The sequence below is a fragment of the Actinoplanes sp. CA-131856 genome (assembly GCF_050956135.1).
Classification (GTDB): domain Bacteria; phylum Actinomycetota; class Actinomycetes; order Mycobacteriales; family Micromonosporaceae; genus Actinoplanes.
Genome location: NZ_CP191849.1, coordinates 583,453 through 605,167, shown reverse-complemented (window position 1 = coordinate 605,167; position 21,715 = coordinate 583,453). Strand labels below are relative to the sequence as shown.

The 21,715-nt window shown below is 69.8% G+C and carries 21 protein-coding genes and 1 tRNA gene; 6 read left to right on the top strand and 16 right to left on the bottom strand.

Annotation, left to right across the window (positions count from 1 at the left end):
* Positions 1–50: 50 nt before the first annotated feature.
* The 8 genes from ACQP2X_RS02850 to ACQP2X_RS02815 all read right to left on the bottom strand — a co-directional run bounded on the left by ACQP2X_RS02850 (position 51) and on the right by ACQP2X_RS02815 (position 9,253).
* Complete coding sequence (locus ACQP2X_RS02850) at positions 51–2,459, bottom strand: hypothetical protein (protein WP_498694158.1); 2,409 nt, start codon at positions 2,457–2,459, stop codon at positions 51–53.
* Complete coding sequence (gene pstS, locus ACQP2X_RS02845) at positions 2,456–4,144, bottom strand: phosphate ABC transporter substrate-binding protein PstS (RefSeq protein WP_498694157.1); 1,689 nt, start codon at positions 4,142–4,144, stop codon at positions 2,456–2,458. Before pstS ends, ACQP2X_RS02850 begins: the two co-directional genes overlap by 4 nt.
* Positions 4,141–5,667: a phosphate ABC transporter permease PstA gene (pstA, locus tag ACQP2X_RS02840; RefSeq protein ID WP_498694156.1), complete on the bottom strand. Its 1,527-nt coding sequence runs from the start codon at positions 5,665–5,667 to the stop codon at positions 4,141–4,143. The genes pstS and pstA overlap by 4 nt, the downstream gene beginning before the upstream one ends.
* Positions 5,664–6,671 carry a phosphate ABC transporter permease subunit PstC gene (gene pstC, locus ACQP2X_RS02835; RefSeq protein ID WP_498694154.1) on the bottom strand — a complete coding sequence of 336 codons (1,008 nt, stop codon included), beginning with the start codon at positions 6,669–6,671 and terminating at the stop codon, positions 5,664–5,666. Before pstC ends, pstA begins: the two co-directional genes overlap by 4 nt.
* A gap of 148 nt (positions 6,672–6,819) precedes the next feature.
* Positions 6,820–7,173 carry a hypothetical protein gene (locus ACQP2X_RS02830; RefSeq protein WP_498694151.1) on the bottom strand — a complete coding sequence of 118 codons (354 nt, stop codon included), beginning with the start codon at positions 7,171–7,173 and terminating at the stop codon, positions 6,820–6,822.
* Positions 7,174–7,343: 170 nt separating this feature from the next.
* Positions 7,344–8,039 (bottom strand): hypothetical protein, encoded by a 696-nt coding sequence (locus ACQP2X_RS02825; RefSeq protein WP_498694149.1) that lies wholly within the window; start codon positions 8,037–8,039, stop codon positions 7,344–7,346.
* On the bottom strand, positions 8,036–8,581 hold the full coding sequence (locus tag ACQP2X_RS02820; RefSeq protein WP_498694148.1) for a SigE family RNA polymerase sigma factor: 546 nt from the start codon (positions 8,579–8,581) through the stop codon (positions 8,036–8,038). Before ACQP2X_RS02820 ends, ACQP2X_RS02825 begins: the two co-directional genes overlap by 4 nt.
* 36 nt (positions 8,582–8,617) lie before the next feature.
* Positions 8,618–9,253, bottom strand: coding sequence for a TetR/AcrR family transcriptional regulator (locus tag ACQP2X_RS02815; protein WP_498694147.1), 636 nt, complete (start codon positions 9,251–9,253; stop codon positions 8,618–8,620).
* Positions 9,254–9,294: 41 nt separating this feature from the next.
* On the opposite strand from ACQP2X_RS02815, the gene ACQP2X_RS02810 reads away from it, so the two are divergent.
* Entirely contained in the window at positions 9,295–9,513 is a 219-nt protein-coding gene (locus ACQP2X_RS02810) for a hypothetical protein (protein ID WP_498694145.1), read from the top strand.
* A 28-nt stretch (positions 9,514–9,541) separates the two neighbouring features.
* A tRNA-Arg gene (locus ACQP2X_RS02805) sits at positions 9,542–9,614 on the top strand.
* Here ACQP2X_RS02805 and ACQP2X_RS02800 read toward each other — a convergent pair.
* Entirely contained in the window at positions 9,596–10,162 is a 567-nt protein-coding gene (locus tag ACQP2X_RS02800) for a TetR/AcrR family transcriptional regulator (protein WP_498694144.1), read from the bottom strand. The two genes, ACQP2X_RS02805 and ACQP2X_RS02800, sit on opposite strands and share 19 nt — an antisense overlap.
* A 61-nt stretch (positions 10,163–10,223) precedes the next feature.
* Between ACQP2X_RS02800 and ACQP2X_RS02795 the strand changes: the two genes are divergently transcribed.
* Positions 10,224–11,927: an ABC transporter ATP-binding protein gene (locus ACQP2X_RS02795; protein ID WP_498694143.1), complete on the top strand. Its 1,704-nt coding sequence runs from the start codon at positions 10,224–10,226 to the stop codon at positions 11,925–11,927.
* Here ACQP2X_RS02795 and ACQP2X_RS02790 read toward each other — a convergent pair.
* From ACQP2X_RS02790 to ACQP2X_RS02775, 4 genes are all read right to left on the bottom strand, one after another.
* Positions 11,908–12,138 (bottom strand): helix-turn-helix domain-containing protein, encoded by a 231-nt coding sequence (locus ACQP2X_RS02790; protein ID WP_498694142.1) that lies wholly within the window; start codon positions 12,136–12,138, stop codon positions 11,908–11,910. The genes ACQP2X_RS02795 and ACQP2X_RS02790 overlap by 20 nt on opposite strands.
* Positions 12,138–12,614, bottom strand: a complete 477-nt coding sequence (locus ACQP2X_RS02785; protein WP_498694140.1) for a DUF2975 domain-containing protein — start codon at positions 12,612–12,614, stop codon at positions 12,138–12,140. The genes ACQP2X_RS02790 and ACQP2X_RS02785 overlap by 1 nt, the downstream gene beginning before the upstream one ends.
* 141 nt (positions 12,615–12,755) lie before the next feature.
* Entirely contained in the window at positions 12,756–13,643 is an 888-nt protein-coding gene (locus ACQP2X_RS02780; protein ID WP_498694139.1) for an NAD-dependent epimerase/dehydratase family protein, read from the bottom strand.
* A gap of 96 nt (positions 13,644–13,739) precedes the next feature.
* Positions 13,740–15,728 carry a glycosyl hydrolase family 28-related protein gene (locus ACQP2X_RS02775; protein WP_498694138.1) on the bottom strand — a complete coding sequence of 663 codons (1,989 nt, stop codon included), beginning with the start codon at positions 15,726–15,728 and terminating at the stop codon, positions 13,740–13,742.
* 193 nt (positions 15,729–15,921) lie between these two features.
* Between ACQP2X_RS02775 and ACQP2X_RS02770 the strand changes: the two genes are divergently transcribed.
* The 3 genes from ACQP2X_RS02770 to ACQP2X_RS02760 are packed head-to-tail and all read left to right on the top strand — an operon-like array spanning position 15,922 to position 19,120.
* A complete protein-coding gene (locus ACQP2X_RS02770; RefSeq protein WP_498694136.1) occupies positions 15,922–17,136 on the top strand; it encodes a CehA/McbA family metallohydrolase in 1,215 nt (404 codons plus the stop codon).
* A gap of 17 nt (positions 17,137–17,153) precedes the next feature.
* Positions 17,154–18,380 carry an EAL and HDOD domain-containing protein gene (locus ACQP2X_RS02765; RefSeq protein ID WP_498694135.1) on the top strand — a complete coding sequence of 409 codons (1,227 nt, stop codon included), beginning with the start codon at positions 17,154–17,156 and terminating at the stop codon, positions 18,378–18,380.
* Between the two features lie 17 nt (positions 18,381–18,397).
* On the top strand, positions 18,398–19,120 hold the full coding sequence (locus tag ACQP2X_RS02760) for an SDR family NAD(P)-dependent oxidoreductase (RefSeq protein ID WP_498694134.1): 723 nt from the start codon (positions 18,398–18,400) through the stop codon (positions 19,118–19,120).
* Positions 19,121–19,276: 156 nt separating this feature from the next.
* On the opposite strand, the gene ACQP2X_RS02755 is transcribed toward ACQP2X_RS02760, so the two are convergent.
* From ACQP2X_RS02755 to ACQP2X_RS02745, 3 genes are all read right to left on the bottom strand, one after another.
* Complete coding sequence (locus ACQP2X_RS02755; RefSeq protein ID WP_498694132.1) at positions 19,277–20,419, bottom strand: RNA polymerase sigma factor; 1,143 nt, start codon at positions 20,417–20,419, stop codon at positions 19,277–19,279.
* The gene (locus ACQP2X_RS02750; protein WP_498694131.1) at positions 20,416–20,745 is read right to left on the bottom strand and encodes a YciI family protein; all 330 of its coding nucleotides are present in this window, start codon (positions 20,743–20,745) and stop codon (positions 20,416–20,418) included. The genes ACQP2X_RS02755 and ACQP2X_RS02750 overlap by 4 nt, the downstream gene beginning before the upstream one ends.
* 68 nt (positions 20,746–20,813) lie before the next feature.
* Positions 20,814–21,704: a LacI family DNA-binding transcriptional regulator gene (locus tag ACQP2X_RS02745; protein WP_498694130.1), complete on the bottom strand. Its 891-nt coding sequence runs from the start codon at positions 21,702–21,704 to the stop codon at positions 20,814–20,816.
* Positions 21,705–21,715: the final 11 nt, after the last annotated feature.

Sequence of the window (21,715 nt, the reverse complement as noted above, 5' to 3'; positions counted from 1 at the left end):
CAACTGCCGGGTGCCGTGGCCGGGAGGTCCCTCTCCTGGCCACGGACGTTTCATTTGGTGCGACGCGAGCGGGCCCGCCCGGCCAGGAGCAGGGCCGGTCCGGCCAGTGCGGCCACGGCGCCGACGGCGATCGCCGCCACCAGCGCGTAGCGCGCGTTGCCGAGCCGATGAGCGGGTGTCGCGTTGGCCTGGGCGACCGGGACCGGGTCGCCGTGACCGGCCGGCTTGGGTGCCGGCACCGCCGCGATCGGCCGCGAGCCACCGGACGGCACGCCCGGCGCAGTCGACGACGGTGCGGGCGCGGCGGTGGTGGTGGCCTGAGCGGCCGGCGGAGGCACCGGGTCGTCGATCGTGACGCCACCACCGGTGGGAGCCGGTGTGGGCACCGAAGCAGGTGGGGCCACGGTCGCGCCCGCGTACTTCTGGACGATGTCCGCGATCCCATTCGTCAAAGCTCGCAACTCGGACGGTAGCGGTGCGTAGCCGTAGGGCAGGGTGCCCGGCTCGACGCCCGGTGTCTGGCCGGCGCCGGCCGCGTAGCGCAGCAGGTCGGCGTAGTCCTTGCCGGCGTCCTTGGTGATCGCGAGCGGCGCGGTGGCGCCGTAGAGCACGGTGGTCAGCGGATAGGCGGCGGCGTCGGTCCGGGACGGGTCCGGTTCGAGGGTTCCGGGCATCGTCGTCGAGAGCTTCATCGTGCGAAGGGACGCGAGCATGCTCTCGGTGGTCGGCGCGACGAACGCGGCCGAGCTGTTCTGCAACTCGGCGGTCGGCAGGCCGTAGCGGTCGGCGGTGGCCATGTCGGTGACGGCGAGCAGCGCGCGCTTGCCGGGGGCCTGCGGGGCGCCCTTCTTCCAGCCGATGACGGCGCCGACGTTGTCGCGGGCGGTCACGTTGCGGACCAGCGAGTCGCCGCGGCTGGCGTAGCGGGCCGCGTCGTGCATGTTATTGGTGTAGGGGTGCATGTCGAGCGTGCACCAGTCCCGCTCGTCGCCGGCGTCGCTGCGCAGCTTGACGCAGTAGAGGTCGCTCTTGGGGAACGTCTCCTGGGGCCAGCTCTGCGCCGAGTAGACCGGGTTGACCTTCATCCCCCACGGGTCTTTCGTGCCGGTCAGGAACGCCTTGGCGTCCGGGTCGGCCAGCACCCACTCCCACAGCCGCTTGGCCAGGTCGCTCTGGCCGAGCGGGACCAGCATGTCGCCGATCGGCACGGCCAGCTGCTTGGCGAAGTCGGGGTTGTACTTGAGGAACTCGGGATCGCTGCTGACGGTCATGGGATTGCCGGCGATTGAGGTACGACTGTTGTCCGCACCCGAGAGGTAGGACTGGGTGAGCAGCTTCGCCACCAACCGCGGGGTCAGCTTCAGTCCGGTGATGCGCCGCCCCTCGTTGAGCCGGTCCTCGTCGGTGGCGTCGAACCCGGACTGCCAGTCCACATTGAGCGCGATGGCGAGCCCGGACACGGCGACCGGGGCGTACACCTGCGGATTTTTGGTGTTCTGCCTGGCTGGGCTGTTGACGAACACCAGGCCCGGGTCCTTGCCGATCAGCCGGGTACGGGCCAGGTCGTCGGTGACCTGCGAATAGCCGTAGACCCGGCCGCCGCCGGCGCAGAGGGTCGGCTGCCAGCGCAGCATCGCCTCGGTCATGGCCTCGGCCCCGACCGTACGGCGCTCGGCCGCGCCGATCGGGCAGACGCTGCCGAGCGGCTGGAACTTCAGCGGCACGACCATCCGCTTGTCCCAGTTGGTGGCGCTCAGCGGCGACGAGTCGAGCCAGCGGTGCGGGCGGGCGTCGCCGGTGGTGCCGTTCACCTCGGTCTGACCGCGCGGCACGATCACCAGCCAGCACGAGCGGCCGGTGCCGTCGGTGAGCTTGGCCCCGCAGCCCAGGCCGGGGGCCTCGGTGGCGGTCTGTACTTCGAAGAACTCCTCGCCGGTGCCGTTCGGCCGGGTACGCCCGTACGGGATCTCGTTGGTGGTGGTGGCGTCGAAGAACTCGCCGCCGCCGCTGCCGGTGGAGACGCCGCCGCTCACGGAGGTGAAGGGGACGTACGCGGGCTGGCCGTCCTTGGGTTTGATCGTCTCGGCGTCGTCCTTGAGGCTGTCGCCGTAGCTGACCTGCCGTGATCCGGTCCAGGTGCCGCCGCGGGTATCGGTGTAGAGCGCGCCGAACTGACACTGGTCGCGGCGCGGGCCGGTGGCGTCGTCGCCCCAGCACTGCATGATCTGGAGGTAGTCGAGGTAGACGCCGACGTCGACGGTCGGCTTGCCGCCGGTCCACGACACGGTCACGACCTGGTTGATCAGGTTAGTGGTCTGGGCGACGGTCACCTTGAGGTCGGCGAACTCGCCCTTGCCCTCGACCGTCACGGCCGAGCCCTCGGCGGCGTCCGCGGTGGACGGCGTGACGACGCCGATGAGGGCGATCGCGAACAGCGCGGCCAGGATGCGCCGGATCATCGCCGGTCTCCCCGGTTGTCGCGGTCGAGCAGGCGAGCGGCCAGGGGCGGGCCCACTGTCAGGCCGATCAGCAAGGCACAGGCCAGAGCTATGAGTACGGTCTTGAGCGTTCCGTCGACCTGGGTGCCGACCGAGACGGGGATGGCGGCGGCGTTGTCGATGCTGCCGGTGCCGTCACCGCCACCCGTGCCGCCGATGGCCTGACCGGTGTCGGGGTCGATCGCGACGGGCGCGGTCGTCCCACCGGTGCCGCCTGTGCTGCTGCCGCTGGTGGCGCCGGCCGTGGCGCCCTTCGTCGAGCCCGCTGTGGGACTGCTTGTCTTTCCACCACCGGTCGCCGGCTTGGTGCCGCCACCGGCCGTTCCGGCCGGGGTCTTGCCGCCACCGGTCGTCGGGGTGTCGGCCTTGGCGCCGCCGGTGCCCTTGTTGCACTGGGTGACGCCGGCCTTGTCGCACTCGGAGGGGAAGGGCGCGTTCTTGGCCAGCGTGTTCGTGCCGTCCTTGGAGAAGGTCGGGTTGTTGCACTTCTGGATGTCGACGTTCTGTTTGGCCACGCCCGGGATGCGGCGCACCTGCTCGAGGCCGGCCTTGACCAGGTTGATCGGCAGCGGCGAGTAGCCGAGCTGATCGGCCTGTTGCTGCCCCTCGCAGAGGAAGTAGTAGGAGAAGTCGCCGAGCGTCTTGCCCTTGGCCACCTTGAAGCGCGAGTTCTCCTGGTCGACCGGGATCAGCATGTAGCTGTAGGAGGACAGCGGATAGGTGCGCTTGTCCTTGTAGTTGTAGACCGGGCGCAGGTCCTGGGTCAGATAGTCGGGCGAGTTCTTGTTCGTGTTGATCTGCGCGGCGAGCAGGGCCACGGCGACCGACTGGGCGGTCGGCTCGATGTAGTAGTTGCTCGCGTTGCGGATCTTGGCGACCGGGAACTTGGCGTAGAGCGCGTACGAGTACTCGACGTACGTGATGGCGCCCTGGCTGCCGTCCTGGGCGACATAGCCGGCGACGCTCTGCGAGCCGGACTGCGCGGTGGTGGCGGTGCCCGGGATGACCGGGTAGAGCGAGGTGACGCCGCACGGGTTCTTGCGGCCGGCCTTGGCGCAGTACGCGTTCCAGATGTTCGGGTACTGGTTGCTCATCCAGGTGGTGAACTGCGCGGTCGTGCCCGAGCCGTCGGAGCGGACCACCGGCACGATCTTGCGGGCGGGCAGGGCCAGACCCGGATTGTCGGCCTTGATGGCGGGGTCGTTCCAGACCGTGATCACGTTCGTGAAGATCTTGGCGAGGGTGTCGCCGGAGAGCCGCAGGTTGGTGACCAGCTTGTTGCCGACCTTCAGGTTGTACATGAAGGCGGTGCCACCGGCGACGATCGGCATGTAGGCGAACGGGAACTTCGGGCGGGCCTCGGTCGAGGCGCCGTCGTCCTTGCCGTACGGGATCTCCGAGACGCCGAAGTCGGTCAGGCCACTCGCGAACTGGTTGCGGCCGTTGGTCGAGCCGGTGCCGTCGTAGTTGACGCGCATGCCGTACTGCTCGACATTGGACGCCCACTGGCGGATGGCGTTCTCGCTCCAGGTCGAGCCGGCCCCGGTGACGGGCACGTAGGTGTCGGCCAGGGCCGGCGGTGCCCCGATCATCATCACGGCCAGCGCCGTCGCCGCCGCGACGAGGGCACGTCCGAACTTTCTCACTTGTCCTCTTCCCTTGCCGGCATCTCCGGATCGCGGCGCTCGGTCATGTGGTGCGGGGGTTGGGCGTCGCCGGGGTCGGCGTGCGGCGGTTGGGCAGCGGTCGGGCCAGTGGGCGGCGGTTGGACGGCGGTCGGGCCGGCATGCAGCGATTGGACGGCAGTTGGGCCGGCGTGCGGCGGTTGGGCTTCACCAGAGCCGACGTGCGGGGGTTGGGCAGCGGTGCGGAGGTCGGCGGGCTGGGGACTGATGCCGCCGAGGCCGGCGTGCGGGGTGGGTGCGCCGCTGGGGCCGGCATGCGAGTCAGGAACGCCGTCGAGGCCGGCATGCGGAATGGGGGCGGGATGTGGGATTGGGGCGGGATGCGGGATAGGGACGGCGTACGGGTTGCGGCGGGCGAAACGGGCCATGTCGCGGGCCGAGGCGCGGTCTCGGGCTCGGCGCTGGCGGGCCGACAGGTCGAGCGGGCCCCGGCCGCCGATCAGGCGGGCGATGATGAACAGCAGCAGCACCAGGGCCAGCAGTACGGCCGCGGTGCCGTAGCCGCGGGCCACGTCGCCGTCCTGGGGTGACTTGATCAGCGTGAACGTGGCCAGGGGCAGGGAGACCTGCGGATCGTGGAACGGGTCGGCGTTCAGCGCTGTCGAGTAGCCGGCCGTCAGCAGCACCGGTGAGGTCTCGCCGATGCCCCGGGCCGTGGCCAGGATGATCGCGGTGGCCAGGCCGGGTCGCGCCGTCGGGAGGACGACGTGGCGTACCGTCTGCCAGCGGCTCGCCCCCAGCGCCAGCGACGCCTCCTTGAGCGGGCCCGGCACCAGCCTCAGCACCACGTCGGCCGCGCGCACCATGATCGGCAGCATCATCACGCCGATGGCCAGGGAAGCGGCGAAACCGGACTTCGGGGTGTGCAGGATCAGCACCACCGTGGCGTAGATGAACAGGCCGGCCACGATGGACGGCAGCGCCGTCATGGCTTCCACGATCGTGCGGACGAAGCGGGTGAAGCCGCCGCGCGTCTCGGAGAGGAAGAGCGCGCAGAGCAGGCCGAGCGGCACGGTCACGGCCAGGGCCATGCCGATCTGCTCGAGCGTGCCGACCACCGCGTGCAGGGCGCCGCCCTGGGTCAGCGGGGCCAGCGGCCCGGCGTGGGTGAGGTCCTGGGTGAAGAAGTTGAGGTGGACGAGCGCCTTGAGGCCGCTGCCCACGGTGAAGGTCACCACGAAGACCAGCGCGATGAGCAGCAGGGCGGCCAGGCCGTGCACGATCGCCGACATGAGCCGGTCGCGCACCGCCGGGCCGTTGCCGTCGAGCCAGAGCAGCGCCGCGTAGAGGGCCAGGAACATGCCGAAGGCCACGACGATGAAGCCGAGCAGTCCGGAGAACGGCGCGATCCAGTAGAAGATCAGGACGGTCAGGCAGATCGCGGCGACGCCGGCGCCGAGCGCGGCCAGCACGTCCTCGCCGCGCAGGGTGGCCGTGTTGCGGCGCTCCTCGTGTCCCGGGTCCCCGGCCGTGGCGGCGCTCATGAGTCGCTCTCGGCGCCGGAGCGGCTGCGGGCCACGATCGAGCCGGCCGCGAAGTTGACGATCAGGGTCAGCACGAACAGGGCCACACCGGCGGCCATCAGCGCCGAGAGCGCCATCGTGGTGGACTCGCCGTAGCGCAGCGCGATCAGGGCCGAGACCGAGTTGGCGCCATTCTGCAGGACGTGCGGCTGGATCACGAAGACCGGCGAGATGATCAGGTAGACCGCGATCGTCTCGCCCAGCGCCCGGCCCAGGCCCAGCATCGTCCCGCCGATCATGCCGCCCCGGCCGAACGGCAGGATCACCGAGCGGACCATTCCCCAGCGGGTGGCGCCCAGGGCGTACGCCCCCTCGCGCTCGCCGATCGGCGCCTGCGAGAACGACTCCCGCATGATCGAGCAGATCACCGGGGCCACCATGAGGGCCACCACCATGCCGGCGATGAAGGTCGACGAGGTGTAGACCGTCTCGGTGGCCAGCGGGTCGCGCGGATCGGAGCCGTCGACCTTGAAGATCGGGATCCAGCCGAAGTACGTCGAGATCCAGCGGGCCAGTCCGATCACGTGGCCCTGGAGGAACTTGAAGCCCCACAGGCCGTAGACGACGCTCGGCACCGCGGCCATCAGGTCGATCAGGCCGACCAGGAAGCGGCGCAGCCGGCGCGGGGCGTACTCGGAGACGTAGAGGGCCATGCCGGTGGCGAGCGGCACGGCGATGGTGATCGCCACGCCGGCGATCAGCAGGGTGCCGGTGAGCACGGCCGCGATGCCGAACTCGCCCGCGTCGGGCTCCCACTTCTCGGTGGTCAGGAACGACCAGCCGGCGACCTGCAGTGCGCTGATCGCCTTGTTCAGCAGGAAGGCGCCGACCAGCGACATCAGCACCAGTACGGCGACACCGGCCAGCCGCAACACGATGCGGAACACCCGGTCCGGGCCGCCCGAGGGCGCCGGCCGGCGACGCCGCTCCCGCACGGGGGCGGCGTCGAGCAACGTGCTCGTCATAGGACACTCCCAGCTTCCGCACACCAAGGGCACAGGTGTGCGCGCTCAGAGAAACGGTGCCGGTTGGCCGTAAACCCGGGCTCCGGTGAACGACGGACGAACTGAACGCCATGCGCTGAACCGAATACGGTCAGTCGTGCCAATCCGCTCAGATGGCCAGAACACCGTCGCCGTCGGGCACCGGTTCGGCGCCCGGGATGAGGGCGAGCACGATCGCCGCGGCCTGTTCGGCCTGGATGCGGCGCTGGTAGTCACGGCTGGACACGGCCACCGCCGCGCCGCCGGCCAGGATCCGCCAGCCCCAGCTGGTCGGGCCGGTGCGCACGGTCAGCACGCGCAGCTCGGCGGCGTGCTCCTGAAGCCACACCACGGCCGCGCGGCAACTCCGTACGTCGGGAAAGACGGCGGCGGCCCGGCCGAGATCACGGTTGTTGGTCGCCAGCAGCCGCCAGCCGATCCGGCCGGGTTGAAGTTCGAGAATACGAAAGCGTGCTGCCGACACGGGATCCGCCTATTTTTATGCCTGCGAAAACGCGCTGATCGTCGGCAGTGATCGTCCACGGCGGGCCGACGGCGCGTACACGACCGACGCACAATCGGTGAACAGCCTGGGGCATACACGCAAAAGGCGCCGCCTCCACGGCGACGCCTTTATCGGTGCGAATCAGTTCTTTAGCCGACGCCCTGCTGCGCACCCTCGTGGACGTGGACGCCCGCGCCGAGCTCGACGATCTGGCTCTCGCTGAGGCCCAGACCCTCCCAGACCTGGATGATCATGTAGACGCCGGAGGGTTGCTTGACCCACAGCTCGCGGCCGGTGTCGCTGCCGAGGCTCTTGAGCAGCAGGCCGTCCTGGTCGCCGACCTTGACCTTCTTGCCCTCACGGCTCGGGCCGCTCTGGTCCTTCGACTCCAGCATCACGACGATCTTGTCGACGAAGCTGTTCGGGTCGTAGAGCGGGTCGGCCGACGGGTTGACGTCCGGTCCCGGGTTCTTGGCCTTCTCCGGGGCGAAGACCAGCGAGTAGTTGTCGTCGTTCTGGATGAACCAGCCCGACGGCACCTTGTCGACGGTGAAGCCCTTGGGCTGGTCGCCCTTGTAGGCGACGAGTTGCACGTTCGCCGCCGTGGTGTTCCGGTCGGCGGCGATCGGGCCGGCGGACTCGCCGGGGCCACCGGCGGTGGCCACCGCGAACACGGCGACCAGGGCGGCGACGCCGAACGCGGAGCCGGCGATCGACTGCACGGTGCGGCGGCGGCGCAGGGCCCGGCGGCCGCGGCCGAGGTCGGCCTCAGCCTGGGCCGCGGTGGCGGTGGTCTCCGGCGTGGGGCCCGCGATCTTCTCGAAGTGACGACGCAGGTCGCTCATCGGGTGGCTCCTTGACTGCTCAGAAAGGTGGTCTGCGCCGAGTCGAGCGCAGTGCGGAGACGGTCCAGCCCGCGGGCGGTCTGGCTCTTGACGTTGCCTTCGGAGCAGTTGAGGGCGTCCGCGGTCTCGGCGACACCGAGGTCGTAGAAGTAGCGGAACACCACCGCCGCCCGCATGCGCGGCGGCAGCGCGCGCAGCGCCTGCTGCACGACCTCGCCGACATCGCCGGTGGCCTCGGCCAAAGCAACCTCGGGCAGCTCGGCCACCGGCCGCTCCCGCCGCCGCCAGATCCGCCGCCGCTCGTCGATCAGCGCGTTGACCAGCACCCGGCGCACGTAGGCGTCGGGGTTGTGCGCCCGCTGGAAGGCCGGCCACGCGACGTAGAGCTTCGTCAGCGCCGCCTGGACCAGGTCCTCCGCCAGGTGCGTGTCACCCGCGGTGAGCAGGGTCGCCGTGTGGAGAAGGCGAGGGCGCCGGCCGACCACGAAGTCGTGGAACTGCTCGTCTCGCTCGGTTCTGCCCGAGCCGCTGTCTCGTCTCACGCCCCGATGACGATTCCGCTCGCGGCGGGGTTGCATTTATCCGAGAAGGACATCGAGACCACTCGCGAAAAGGTCGTCGTCGTCCCATTGGCCGGGGTCAAGGTGACCCGATGCGGTGAGCGTCGGATAGGCGGCCGGGTCGGCGGTGATGTGCCGGCGCGCCTGGCCGGGATCGGACACGGGGGTGGTCGCCGCGGCGCCGATCACGTAGTTGGCCAGTAGGCGGGTGGCCACCGCGAGAGCGTGGCCGGCCAGACCACCTCGCATGAGGGTGGTCTGGAGAAACTCGGTGCGGGCGAGGACGTTCGGGCCCAGCGCCGGGCGGCCGATGAGGGTGACCGACCACGGATGGCGCAGCATGGCGTCGCGCCAGCCCCCGATCAGGACCCGGACGTCGGCCCGCCAGTCGGCGGTCACCTCCGGCAGGTCCACATCTCGGAAGATCTCGTCGACCGCCAGGTCGAGCACGTCCTCCTTGGTGCGGACATGCCAGTAGAGCGCGGTGGCGCTGACGTCGAACCGCTGGGCCAGCCGGCGCATGGTCAGCCCATCGATGCCTTCGGCGTCGAGCAGGGCGACCGCCGCCTCGACGATGCGCTCGCGAGAGAGGGGCGCCGGGCGGCGGGCCCGCTCCGGCTCGGCGCGGAGCCAGATGCTGTCGATTGTCGGCACTGAACCATGTTAACGTGCCTTGACAACGTTAAGTTGGTGGCATGCCTCTCGTCCGGGTCCAGATCGACAGCACTCGGGGCGCCGCCAAGAAGGTGCTCGCCCTCCATCAGGCCGGAAAGGTCGACCGCCCTTCGCGGGACGCCGCCCGCGCCGAGGTGGTGAGGCTTGGCCGTACGCCCGCGGGCGAGCCCGTCTTCGTCGGCGTCACCAACGGCGAGCCGGTGCGCCTGCTCTACGACGTGGAGGTGCATCTCTCCTGAGACGGCCCACTGGTACCCTCGCTCAGACGGGCTCGTAGCTCAGTGGATAGAGCAACCGCCTCCTAAGCGGTAGGTCGCGCGTTCAAATCGCGCCGGGCCCACGCAGTGCAGTAGCAGTCAGCGCATTTGCCACCGTCCTGGTCAGCAGGTCCAGGACGTGATGGCGGGAAGCTTCGGGGCGTTCGCCCAGATATGACCACGCCGCATAAAGCTGGGACCACAGCAGGCTGACCACCCAATCCGCGGGCAGCACCGGGTCGATGGAGCCGTCGGCGTGGCCTCGGCGGATCACCGCCTCGAGGTCGGCCTGCTCGCCCTCGTCGACGCACGCGCCCTCGGGTTCGCTGAAGACCAGCGACAGCAGCGAACCCAGGTCGAAATACTCCCGGCAGAGCCTCAGCAGCGCCTCGGCGCCGGTTCCCTTGTCCAGCTCGGCCAGGCGGGCCGCTCTGGTCAGGCGCTCGCCGCCCTCGACGGCGACGGCCGCCATCAGGTCGGCCCGCTCGGCGAAGTAGCGGTGCAGGGTGGTGCGCCCGACCTCGGCGGCGGCGGCGATCTCGCCCAGGGAGCAGGCCGGGTTGCCGGCGAGCAGGGTGATCGCGGCGTCGACGATCGCCTGCCGTGTGCGGTTCTTGATGCCGGAGGTCACGCGCATACCTTACGGGAATTGGCATTGCCCGCGATGGAACACCTGTGTTCCACTACAGAACATGCAGATTCTCCTGCGCCTCCTCCGGCCGCACTGGCCGGTTCTCGCCCTCGGGCTCGTCCTCGGACTGATCGCCAACGCGGCCAACCTGGCCGCCCCGCTCGCCACCAAGCGGATCATCGACACGCTCGGTGACGGCGGCGCGCTGGCCGGGCCGATCACGCTGCTGCTCGCGCTCGTCGTCGTGGGCGCGGTGATCGGGCTCTGGCAGTGGATCCTGATGGGCACCCTGGCCGAGCAGGTGGTGCTCGACGCGCGCGTCTCGGTCATCCAGCGCTACTTCCGGGCGCGGCTGGCCGAGCTGACCGGGCGCCCGGCCGGCGAGCTGGTCACCCGGGTCACGGCCGATCCGGGCCTGCTGCACGCGGCCTCGTCGAGCATCGTGGGACTGATCAACGCGGGTCTCGCCTTCATCGCCACCCTGGTGCTGATGGGCACGCTCGACCTGGTGCTGCTGATGTGCACGCTCGGGGCGGTCCTGGTGATCGGCGCGGTCATGGCGGCGCTGCTGCCCACGATCAGCCGTGCCCAGAAGGCGGCGCAGGACGCGGTGGGCGAGCTGGGCGGCGAGCTCGAGGGAACGCTCCGGGCCATGCGCACGGTGAAAGCAAGCCGGGCCGAGACGCGGCAGCAGGCGAGGATCGAAGACGACGCCCGCCGGGCGGCGGCGCACAACGTGCGGGCCGCGAAACGGGCCGCGTGGGTCTGGACGGTGGCCTGGAGCGGCATCTCGTTCGCCGTGATCGCCGTGCTCGGGGTCGGCGCGTGGCGGGCCGACGCCGGGTTGCTCGAGGTCAGCAGCCTGATCGCGTTCCTGCTCTACGCCTTCCAGTTGATGGGCCCGATCGGCGAGCTGACCCAGAACGTCACCGCCCTGCAGTCGGGCATCGCGGCCGCGCGGCGCATCAGCGAGGTCTACGCGATGGACGAGGAGACCTCGACGCCGCAGCCCTCCGCGACCATCACCGAAGCGCCGGTTATCGCTATGCGTGACGTGACGCTGCGCTACGGCGACACCGAAGCCCTCAAGACGATAAATCTGGACATTCCCCGCCGGGGTCACACAGCCATCGTCGGCCCGTCCGGCGCGGGCAAGACCTCACTTTTCTCGCTCATCCTCCGGTTCCTCGACCCCCAGGGAGGTGAGGTCGTCCTGAACGGCCGGCGTTACACCGACCTGACCCATGAGGAGATTCGGGACCATTTGGCGTACGTCGAGCAGGAAGCCCCCGTGGTTCCGGGCACCATCCGCGAGAACCTGCTGCTCAGCCAGCCGGAGGCCACCGAGGCCGACCTGTGGCAGGTGCTGGAGAAGGTGATCCTCCGCGACAAGGTCGAGAGCTTGCCCGCCACATTGGACAGCCCCATCTCCGGGGCCGAGCTCAGCGGCGGCGAGCGCCAGCGGATCGCGCTGGCCCGGGCCCTGCTGCGCTCACCCTCGGTGTTGCTGCTCGACGAGGCGACGGCTCAGGTGGACGCGTTGACCGAGGCGGCGCTGCATCGATGCGTACGGGAAAAGGCCTCTGACTCTGCCGTGGTGACCATCGCGCACCGGCTGTCGACGGTGATCGACGCCGATCGGATCATCGTGATGCAGGACGGGCGGGTCCGGGCCGAGGGGACGCACGAGTCGCTGCTGGCCACGGACGACCTCTACCGCGGTTTGATCGAGGCGCTGCGGATCGCTACTCCAGCTCCGGTGTGACGCTGTCGTCGTCGACGAACTCGAGCAGGTCGCCGGGCTGACATTCGAGGACCCGGCACATCGCCTCGAGGGTGCTGAACCGGACCGCCTTGGCCCGGCCGTTCTTGAGCACGGCGATGTTCGCCGGGGTCAGCCCGACCTTCTCGGCGAACTCGCCCACGCTCATCTTGCGCTTGGCCAGCTCGACGTCTATGCGCACCACGATGGGCATCAGATGACCGCTTCCATGTCGGTCCGCAGCGTAGTGGCCTGCCGCAGCAGCGCGCGCAGCACGGTGATCAGCAGGCCGAGCACGGTGACCCCGGTCGTGACCAGGAAGAGCAACAGGGGCAGGCCGGGATCGCTGGCCTTGAAGCCGACGTAGAGGAAGACGCCGACCAGCGTTGCCCAGCCCGCGCCGAAGGCCCACAGGATCACGTCGACCCAGACCAGTGACGCCGGGGTGAAGATGCGGTCCTTCCTGACCAGGGTGAGCAGCTGCCAGGTGGCCACGATGACGGCCTGCACGCAGAGCACCCAGAAGATCGTGACGATCGTGGCCGGCCACCGCAGATAGGCGCCCGACGGGTCCTCCCGGGCCATGTGGGCGAACTGGCCCGGGAGCGACACGGTCTGAAAGAAAACCAGCACGGCGAAGAGGAGCGCGAGGAAGACCCGGAGAGGCGCGACGGCCCGATGCTCGAACATGCATCGACTATCGCTCGTTAGCTATCGAATTTCAATAGGTACGCGGTGAAGATCGTACGGAGGCCGGCGAGATCATGCCCGAACCGGCACGGCCGGGCGAGGCGCGCGGAGGCCGGCCGGTGCGGTCGGGAGGAAACGACGCTATCGCGGGTTCGCGGCGACGAAGGCGGCGATGTATTCCGGCAGCTGGCGCTCGGCGCGCCAGCCCAGCTCGGAGGCCTTCGTGGTGTCGGCCTGGCCGCGGACGCGCTCGCCGCGCAGGGCCGGGACCAACTCGTAGGGCACCCCGAACATCTGGGCCACGTCGAGGATGGGGCGCTCGTGGCCGGCGCCGAGCAGATATCCGTCGCCGCTGCCCTTCTGGGCGACCAGCACGATGCCGCGCACGATGTCGTCGATGTGGGTGAAGTCGCGGGTCTGGGTGCCCGGCGAGACCACCGGCAGCGGCTCGCGGCGCAGGTAGTGGTCCTCGAAGATGCCGATCACGGTCGCGTATTTCCCGCTGGTGATCTGGCCGGGGCCGTACACGTTGTAGAAGTAGGTGATGGCGAAGTCGAGGCCGAACCAGTCGGCGTAGTTCTTGATGTACTCGATGTTCTTCGCCTTGGTCCAGGCGTACGGGTTCAGGTTTTCGTCCTGGCCGTCGTTGCCGAACTTCGAGCTCGATCCCGCGTAGATCAGCTTGGACCCGTTGGCCGACGCGAACTTCACGACCTCCTTGGTCCCGTGCAGGTTGAACTCCCAGGTCAGGTCGTGGTCGTCGAACGACTGCACGATGCGGGAGTACTCGCCCAGGTGGAAGACGATCTCGGGGCTGGGCAGGCCGCGGTCGGCCCAGATCTTCGCGACGTCGACGGTCGAGCCGTCGACGTAGGTCACCCGGGGGTCGTTCACGTGGTTTTCCGGCACGCCGGTGAAGTAGTTGTCGAGCGACACGATGGCCGCCGCCGGGAAGTCGGTCAAAAGGGACTTGATCAGGGCAGAACCGACGAACCCGGCACCACCGGTGACCAGCAGCGTTTGACTCAAAACTTCCTCCGTACGACGTTCCCGTCCGACTCGGGCGAGGCTACCAAGGAAACGCCGCCCCACCGGAATCGTCCGATGAGGCGGCATCCGATGGGCCTACCAGGGAGAGGGAGCCGGCGGCGCGACCACGGGCGGCCTGTCGTCGCAGGTGATGGTGTTGGGCAGCATCCACGGGGCCAGCCAGCCGCCGTCGTTGCCGCCGAGATCCGACACCGAGAACTCCGAGCCCTGCGGCGTGAAGTGGAAGGTGCCGCAGTTGTTCACGCCGACCGCGCCGACGTTGCGGGCGTCGACGTTCTCGAACGTGGCGCCGCCGGCCACCCGGGCGCTGAGAACCGACGTACCCGTGCCGTCGACCCTGATGTCCTTGAAGTGGACATTCGTCACCGAGTAGAGGTCCTTCACCGGCCAGTCGGCGACCATCATGATCGCGTTGTAGGTGCTGTCGAGGAAGTGGTCGCCGGTCACCCGGATGTCGGCGTCGATGTTCCTCTCCAGCGCGTAGATCCAGATCGCGCCCAGACCGATGTTCCAGTTCAGCTCGTACGTCCCCGCGCGCACCGTGGTGTTGTCGGTGATCCACAGATGGCCGGTGAACGGCTCGGCCCCGAACCGGGAGCCGGCGTGGATGGCGCTGCCCTCGCGGATCGGGTCGGCGACCAGGTTGTTCGACACCGTGATGTCGTCGCCGCCGTAGATCGCGATGCCGTTGGCCAGCGTCGGCGTCTGCACGGTGTTGCGGTCGAACGTGTTGCCGGAGTTCGTCACCTTCTCGGCCCACATGGCCAGCGCGTCGTCGCCGGTGTTGCGGACGAAGTTGTTGCGCACCAGCGAGTTCGTCACCCCGGTGTGGAAGTTCAGCCCATCGGCGATCTGGTCGACGATGATGTTGTTGGTGACCCTGGTGTTGGCCATCGGCCCGTCGAACCACAGGCCCACCTTGGTGTGGTGGATGTAGAGGCCGTCGATGGTCGAGTCGCTCATCGCGCCGCCGACGCCGTTCACCTGGTCGGTGTCGATGCGCTCGCGGACGTCGCCCTCGATCGCGAAGCCGGACAGGTGCACGTTGCGGCTGCCACCGTCCTTGGCGTCCTTGCCGTAGAAGCCGACGCCGGTGTGCACCGAGCCGTCTGTCGCGGGCGTCGTCAGCGCGACCTCGCGGCCCTTGATGATCGTCCACCAGTTGCCGGCACCCTCGATCGTCACGTCGTCGACGATGATGTGCCGGTTGACCTGGAAGGTGCCCGGTGGGACGTACACCTTCAGCTTGGCCTTGCGGGCGAAGGCGATGGCCCGGTCGAAGGCGGGAGCCGAGTCGCGGCGGCCGGTCGGGTCGGCGCCGAAGGCGAGGACGTTCGCCGCGACGAGGCTGACCTTGGGCAGGGCCACGAGCTCGGAGTCGAGCAGGTCGATGACGGTCCACGCGGCCTTGCTGGAGGCGGTCAGGCGGACCTTCTCGCCGGCTTTGACCGTCTTGCCGAGCAGGAGGCGCTGCTCGTCGTAGAAGTGCATGGGCCGGAACGGCTTGGTGATCACCGGGGCCGGTGTGGTGGCCGACGGCACGCAGGCGCACTCGGTGATCCACCAGTCCGGGTGCAGCAGGTCGGCGTTGGGGTCGTTGGTGAACTGATATTGGTTGTAGAGCCAGGAGTACTGCGAGGTCAGCGGCATGGTGCGGGTCAGGCTGCCGGCCTTGACGGTCAGCGGCGCGGTGATGCCGCCGCCGTTCGGCGCGTCCGGAAGGCTGTAGCGCACAGTGATCGCGTTGGCCGCCTTGGGCAGCGTGAACTCGACCCACTGGCCCGGGGTGAGCCGCACGGCGGACCGGCCGGACGCCTCGGCCGGCAGCGTGTACGCGGTGCGGTCGGGGCCGATGACGGCGCCGTTGGTGCGGGCGGTCTCGGCCTCCTGTTCCAGGAAGTTGACGGTCGCGCCCCGGCCGGCGACGAGGGCGGGATCGAGGCCGGCGCGGGTGACTTTCGGATCGGTCGCGGGGGCCGCGTAGGCCGCGCCTCCGCTGAGGACGGTTCCCAAGGCTGTGGCGGCCGCGATGGCCCAGCCGCCACGTCTCAGTTCCAGGAACATCGACGAACTCTTCTCTACAGAGGAGGGAGCGTTGCGGTGACCTTAGGACCGGTGTGACGTAGTGCACAAGATGTTGTCGTTAAATTTCGCGCCGCTGCTCTGTGTTTGCGATTCTGGGGCCCCTTCTTGCACCTTTCGACCCCTTGCGGGGGTTCAACCACGCCGAGCGCCTGGATCTTGAGAAGCTTCCTGCATGTCATCGGACGAACACCCCCATAAACACCATTTCGCCCGACGTTCCCTGCTGGCCGCCGCCGGCGGGATGCTCATGCTCGCGGCCGCGCCCGGCAGCGCCCGCGCCACCACCACCGGCCTGCACTCCGAACGCCGCAGCCACGGCGCCGCCCGCCGCTCCCAGATCAGCCACCGCACCACGCTCGTCCACGCCGACCTGCACAACCACACGCTCATGTCGGACGGGCTGGGCGACCCTGAGGCGGCGTTCGACTCGATGCGCTGGGCCGGGCTCGACGTGGCCGCCCTGACCGACCACTCCACGGTCCTCGGCATCGGCGGGCTCAACGACCACGAGTGGGACCGCACCGGCGTGCTGGCCGACAAGGCCAACGAACCCGGCGTCTACACCGCCCTGCGCGGCTTCGAGTGGTCGCACTCGGCCATGGGCCACCTCAACGTCTGGTTCACCGACGAATACACCGAGCCGACCGTGACCGGCAGCATGCGCAAGCTCTACGACTGGGTGTCCGCCCGCTCCGGGATCAGCGGCTTCAACCACCCCGGGCGGCAGATGCTGCGGTTCGGCGAGTTCGCGTACGACGCGTCGATGCGCAGCCACATGGTCGGCCTGGAGATGTTCAACAACCGCGACGACTTCCTGTTCGACGGCTGGCCGGTGCAGAGCTCGCCGCTCAACGCCTGCCTCAACGCGGGCTGGCGCACCGGCATCACCGGGGTCACCGACGAGCACGGCGGCGACTGGGGCATGGACGAGGGCAAAGGGCGCACCGGGCTCTGGGTCGAGGAGAACACCCGCGCCGGGGTGCTGGCCGCGATGCGGCGGCGCCGATTCTTCGCCACGAGGGTGAGCGGCTTGCGCCTGGACGCGCGGGCCAATGGCGTACGGATGGGAAAGCACCTGCCCCTCACCAAGGGTGACGTGAAATTCGAGCTCGACCTCGACCGCGGCCGTCACTGGGAAGGCCGGGAGCTGCTCGTGCAGGTGCTGCGGCCCGGATCGCAGGCCCCGTCCGTGGCCGACGTGATCGACGTGGAGGTCGGCCGCGTCACCTCATTCACCGTGCCGCTCGACGCCGAGGACGGCGACTGGGTGCTGCTGCGCGTCTCCGACCCCGGGCAGGAGAGCGACTCCCCCGGACCGATCGGCCACCCCTGCAACGACTGGGGCGTCGCCTACTCGAGCCCGTGGTGGCTCAAGTCGGATGAGTAGTGGCCGATAGCAGCGGTGTGACATCCACCGCCTCCTCGACCGGCACCCAGCTCGTGCACGTGGGCCGCCAGCCGATCTTCGATGAGCAGGGCGAGGTCTTCGCCTACGAACTGCTCTTCCGCGGCAGCATGGAAGCGGTCGCGGCGGGACGGCAGGACACGTACGCCACGAGCACCGTCATCGTGAACGCGTTCACCGAGTTCGGCATCGGCGAGGTGGCCGGCGACCGGCTCTGCTTCATCAACCTCACCCGCGAGTTCCTCACCGGCCAGCTGGCCCTGCCGTTCGGACCGGCCCAGGTGGTGCTCGAGGTGCTGGAGACGGTCGAGATGGACGAGGAGGTCGTCGCCGGCATCACCCGGCTGGCCGAGGCCGGCTATCGGATCGCGCTCGACGACTTCGTCTGGGGATCCGGGCACGAGCAGCTGTTCGACATCGCGTCGTACGTGAAGCTCGACCTGCTCGACGGCGACCTGAGCAACCTCGACGAGGTGGTGGCGGCCTGCCGGCAACACCCGAACATCAAAATCGTGGCCGAGCGCCTGGAAACCGACGAACAGCTGGCCATCGCCGACCGCTACGGCATGGAGCTGCGCCAGGGGTACGTCCTCTCGCACCCCCAGGTCCTCACGGTGGCCAGCCTGTCCCCGTCCCGCCTGCGCCGGCTGGAGCTGGTGGCCGCACTGAGCGCGCCCGACGCCGACCTGGCCCGCATCGTCTCAATCATCGCGAGCGACCCGGCGCTGTCGTTGCGGGTGCTGCGGGCGAGCAACTCGGTGGCGGCCGGGCACGCGAACCGGGTGTCGTCGGTCCACCAGGCGGTCGTGATGGTGGGGCTGCCGCACATCCGCCAGTGGGCGATGCTGATGGTGCTGGACGAGGTGGGCGGGGCGACGGAAGAGCACATGCTGGACGTGCTGACCCGGGCCCGGCTCTGCGAGAACGTGGCCCACTCGTTCGGGGCGCCGTCGGACGCGGCGTTCATGGCCGGAGTGATCACGGGGGTGGCGGGCGTGCTGGGCATGACGCCGGCCGACATGGCGGAGCAGTTCCCGCTGGCGCCGCAGGTGGCAGCGGCCCTGACGAACGGGACGGGTTCCCTGGGGCAGGTGTTGCAGGCGGTGGACGCGTACGAGCACGGCGAATGCGGCCCGGCCGACGTGAACCTGGTGGGCGAATACATGGACGCGGTGCGCTGGTCGACCAAGGCGCTGGACGCCACGAACAGGCTGGCGGCGGCGTAAGGCATTAGCGTCGAGTCATGGAGCTCGAGGGAAAGGTCGCGGTCGTCACCGGCGCTGGGGCGGGGTTGGGCCGGCTTCTGGCGGTGGCGCTGGCCTCAGCCGGAGCCCAGGTCTTCGCCGCCGACGTGGACGAGGAAGCGGCCCGCGACACCTGCGACCAGATCACCTCCGCGCCTCCCTCCGCCGCGCCGTCCTCCGCCGCTCCTTCTTCCGGGGCGTTGTGCTGGGCGGTGCGGTGCGATGTGACCGACCCCGGCGACCGGGAGCGGCTGATCGCCCTGGCCACCGCCGCCGGCGGCCCGCACATCCTTGTCAACAACGCGGGCGGCTGGACCGCGGGCGACCAATATCCCGCCGCCGCGGCGGCCGACTGGCAGCGCACGATGGAGCTCAACCTGATCGGCCCCATGCAACTCACCCAGCTCGCGCTGTCGGCGAGGGCCGGCGTGGTCCTCAACATCGCTTCATCGGCCGGGCTGGGCGCGGACCCTTACGGCTCCCCCGAGTACGGCGCGTCGAAGGCCGGCCTGATCCGCTTCACGACCACGATGGGCGACCATCCACTGACCCGGGTGATGTGCATAGTGCCGGGCTGGATCGGCCTCGAACGAGCACACGCCGAGGTGGCTGCCCTCCCGCCCGCGGAACGGCCGACCTTGATCCCGCCCGACGATGTCGTCGACAGCGCGCTGCGGCTCCTGCGCAGCGGCGAAGCCGGCACGATCGTCGAGATGCTGTAGCAGATCGGCTCGGGCCGCCCTTCGTTGTCCACAGTCGCCGTCTGTCCACAGGCGGCCCGGCACGATCATGCGTTTTTGATGGAGGATGTCCCTCAGGACGGGGGCCCCCTTTGGGAGGGCGGGGGCTGCTTCCGGTCAACCTGGGCCGCCGCCAGATCAGCGGGGCGCGCTGTTGACGCGCTTGAGCAGGGCTCGCCGTTCGGGACCGTCAGGCATAGCGGCGGCAGCCAGGCGGAACAGGTCAGACGCGCGGGCCACCTCGCCGCCGCGCTCTCTCAAGTCAGCTTCGACGGCCAGCATGTAACCCTCGGGAGCCCCCTCCACCGAGGCCAGCAACGCCAACCCGGCGGCCGGCCCATAGGCGTAACCGTGCGCCACGGCCCGATTCAGCTCGACCACCGGAGTCGGCTGCACCCGGGCCAACTGGTCGTACCACTCCGCCGCCGACAGCCAGTCCGTTTTGTCGCCCGCATGGCAGGCCGCGATACGGGCCTGGATCGCATACGGGCCCTCGACCGGGGTCCGCCCCAGGATTTCCAGGGCCTCGTCGATCGCCTCCCGGTCCCAGCGGGACCTGTCCTGCCGGTCCAGCGTTATCGGGTCGCCCGCCGCGTCCCGGCGGGCGTCCCGCCGTGAATGCTGGAGCAGGAACAACGCCAGCAACGCCGGCACCTCCGGCTCGTTCGGCATCAGCGTCGTCAGCATGCGGGCCAGCCTGATGGCCTCGTCGGCGAAGGCCGGCTCGCCGTCCGCGTCGTATCCCCTGGTGAAGAGCAAATAGAGCACCGCCAGTACGCCCGGCAGGCGTTCCCCCAGGTCGGAGGGAACCCGATAGGGGATGCGGGCTTCGGCGATCTTCGACTTGGCCCGGGTCAGGCGGCGGGTCATCGTCGCCTCCGAGACCAGGAACGCCCGGGCTATGCCGGCCGTCGGCACGCCCGCGACCGTGCGCAAGGTCAGCGCCACCCGGGCCTCCAGGGACAGCGCCGGGTGGCAGCACGTGAAGATGAGCCGGAGGCGGTCGTCGGGTGGTGCCGGCTCCCACATCATCGCCATCTCCCGCAGCTTGGTCTCCTCGACCGCGGCGCGCCGCAGCACGTCGACGGCTCTGTTGCGGGCGACCGTCATCAGCCAGCCGCCCGGGTTGTCCGGCACACCGTCGCGCGGCCAACGCTCCAGGGCACTGGTCAGCGCGTCCTGCGCGCAGTCCTCGGCCAGCGTCCAGTTACCCGTCACCCGGATCAAAGTCGCTACGATCCGGGTGTACGACTCCTGGGCCGCCTCGGCTACTTCCTTCACAGGTCCACTAGCGGGCGGAGCTCGAGACGGCCGTTGTAGGCCATCGGGTGGGCGGCGGCCACGGCGATCGCCTCGTCCAGGTCGGCGCACTCCAGGATGTCGAAGCCCACGATCACCTCCTTGGTCTCGGTGAACGGGCCGTCGGTGAGCAGCACCTCGCCGCCGCGCACCCGGACCGTGGTCGCGGCCGACGGCGCGGCCAGGACGCTGCCGGTCACCCGGCGGCCGGCGGTGTCGTTCTCGGCCACCCACACCTCGATGTCGGGCACCCGTGACTCGTCGGTCTCCGGCTCGGTGTCGGTGCAGACGAACATCATGTACTTCATCGGTGTCTCTCCCTCGCTGATCGCTTGTCACCAGGGTGACGAACGGGGACACCGGCAATCGGACAGCATCACGCGGAAATGTTCATCGGAGTTATCACCCGCACCACGGCCGGCGATTCCGGCGGCGGTCCGGCCAGCAGGCCCAGCTCCCGCAGGATGGCCCGGCACGCCTGGCGAAGATCGGACCGCAGATCATGATGGAGTACGGCTGAGAGCCTGCCCTCGCGCAGCAGAGCGGCGTTCTCGTCGTCGAGGTCGTGGGCGACGAAGACGTCGTAGCGGCGCCGTTCGGCCGCGAACGCCTCGACCACCTCCGTGTTGCCGCCGGCGGTCGAGTAGACCGCCCGCACCGACGGGTTCGCGGCCAGCGCCGACCGGACCTCGGCCGGTGGGACCGACAGGAGCCGCCGGTTCGGCGCCCGGCACCTCATCTCGGCCCGGAAGCCGCTGTCCGGCCGGTCGCCCGTCACCAGCAGCACGTCGCCGGCGCGGTCGGCCAGCCACTGCTCGACCAGATAGGCGGCGGTGGCGCCGGCCTCCGCGTCGTCGGGGCCGAAGTGGGCGATCCGCTTGCTCGCGGGCAGGTCACGGCCGAGGGTGACGACGGGGATGTCGAGCCGGCCGACCGCCTCGGTGATCTCGGGGGTGTCGGGGGCGTCCAGGATCAGGCCCTGCGCGTGGCCGACGTCGGTCAGGTCGTGGTGGAACCGGGTGCGGATCATCGGCGGGGGCTCGGCCGCGAAGGCGGCGCGGACCGGCTCGGGCCGGGGCACGACCACGGCCACGGCGACCGTGGGCTGACAGGGTGGCTCCTGGCGGTCCAGGGCGGCGATGGCGTGGTGGACCCGGCGGACCGTGCTCTCCCGCACCCCGCCGCGTTCGTGCAGCACCCGGTCGACGGTGGCCGGGCTGAGGCCGGCGCGCTCGGCGATCTCGCGAATCCGGTGGGGGTGCTTCACGACGTACAGAA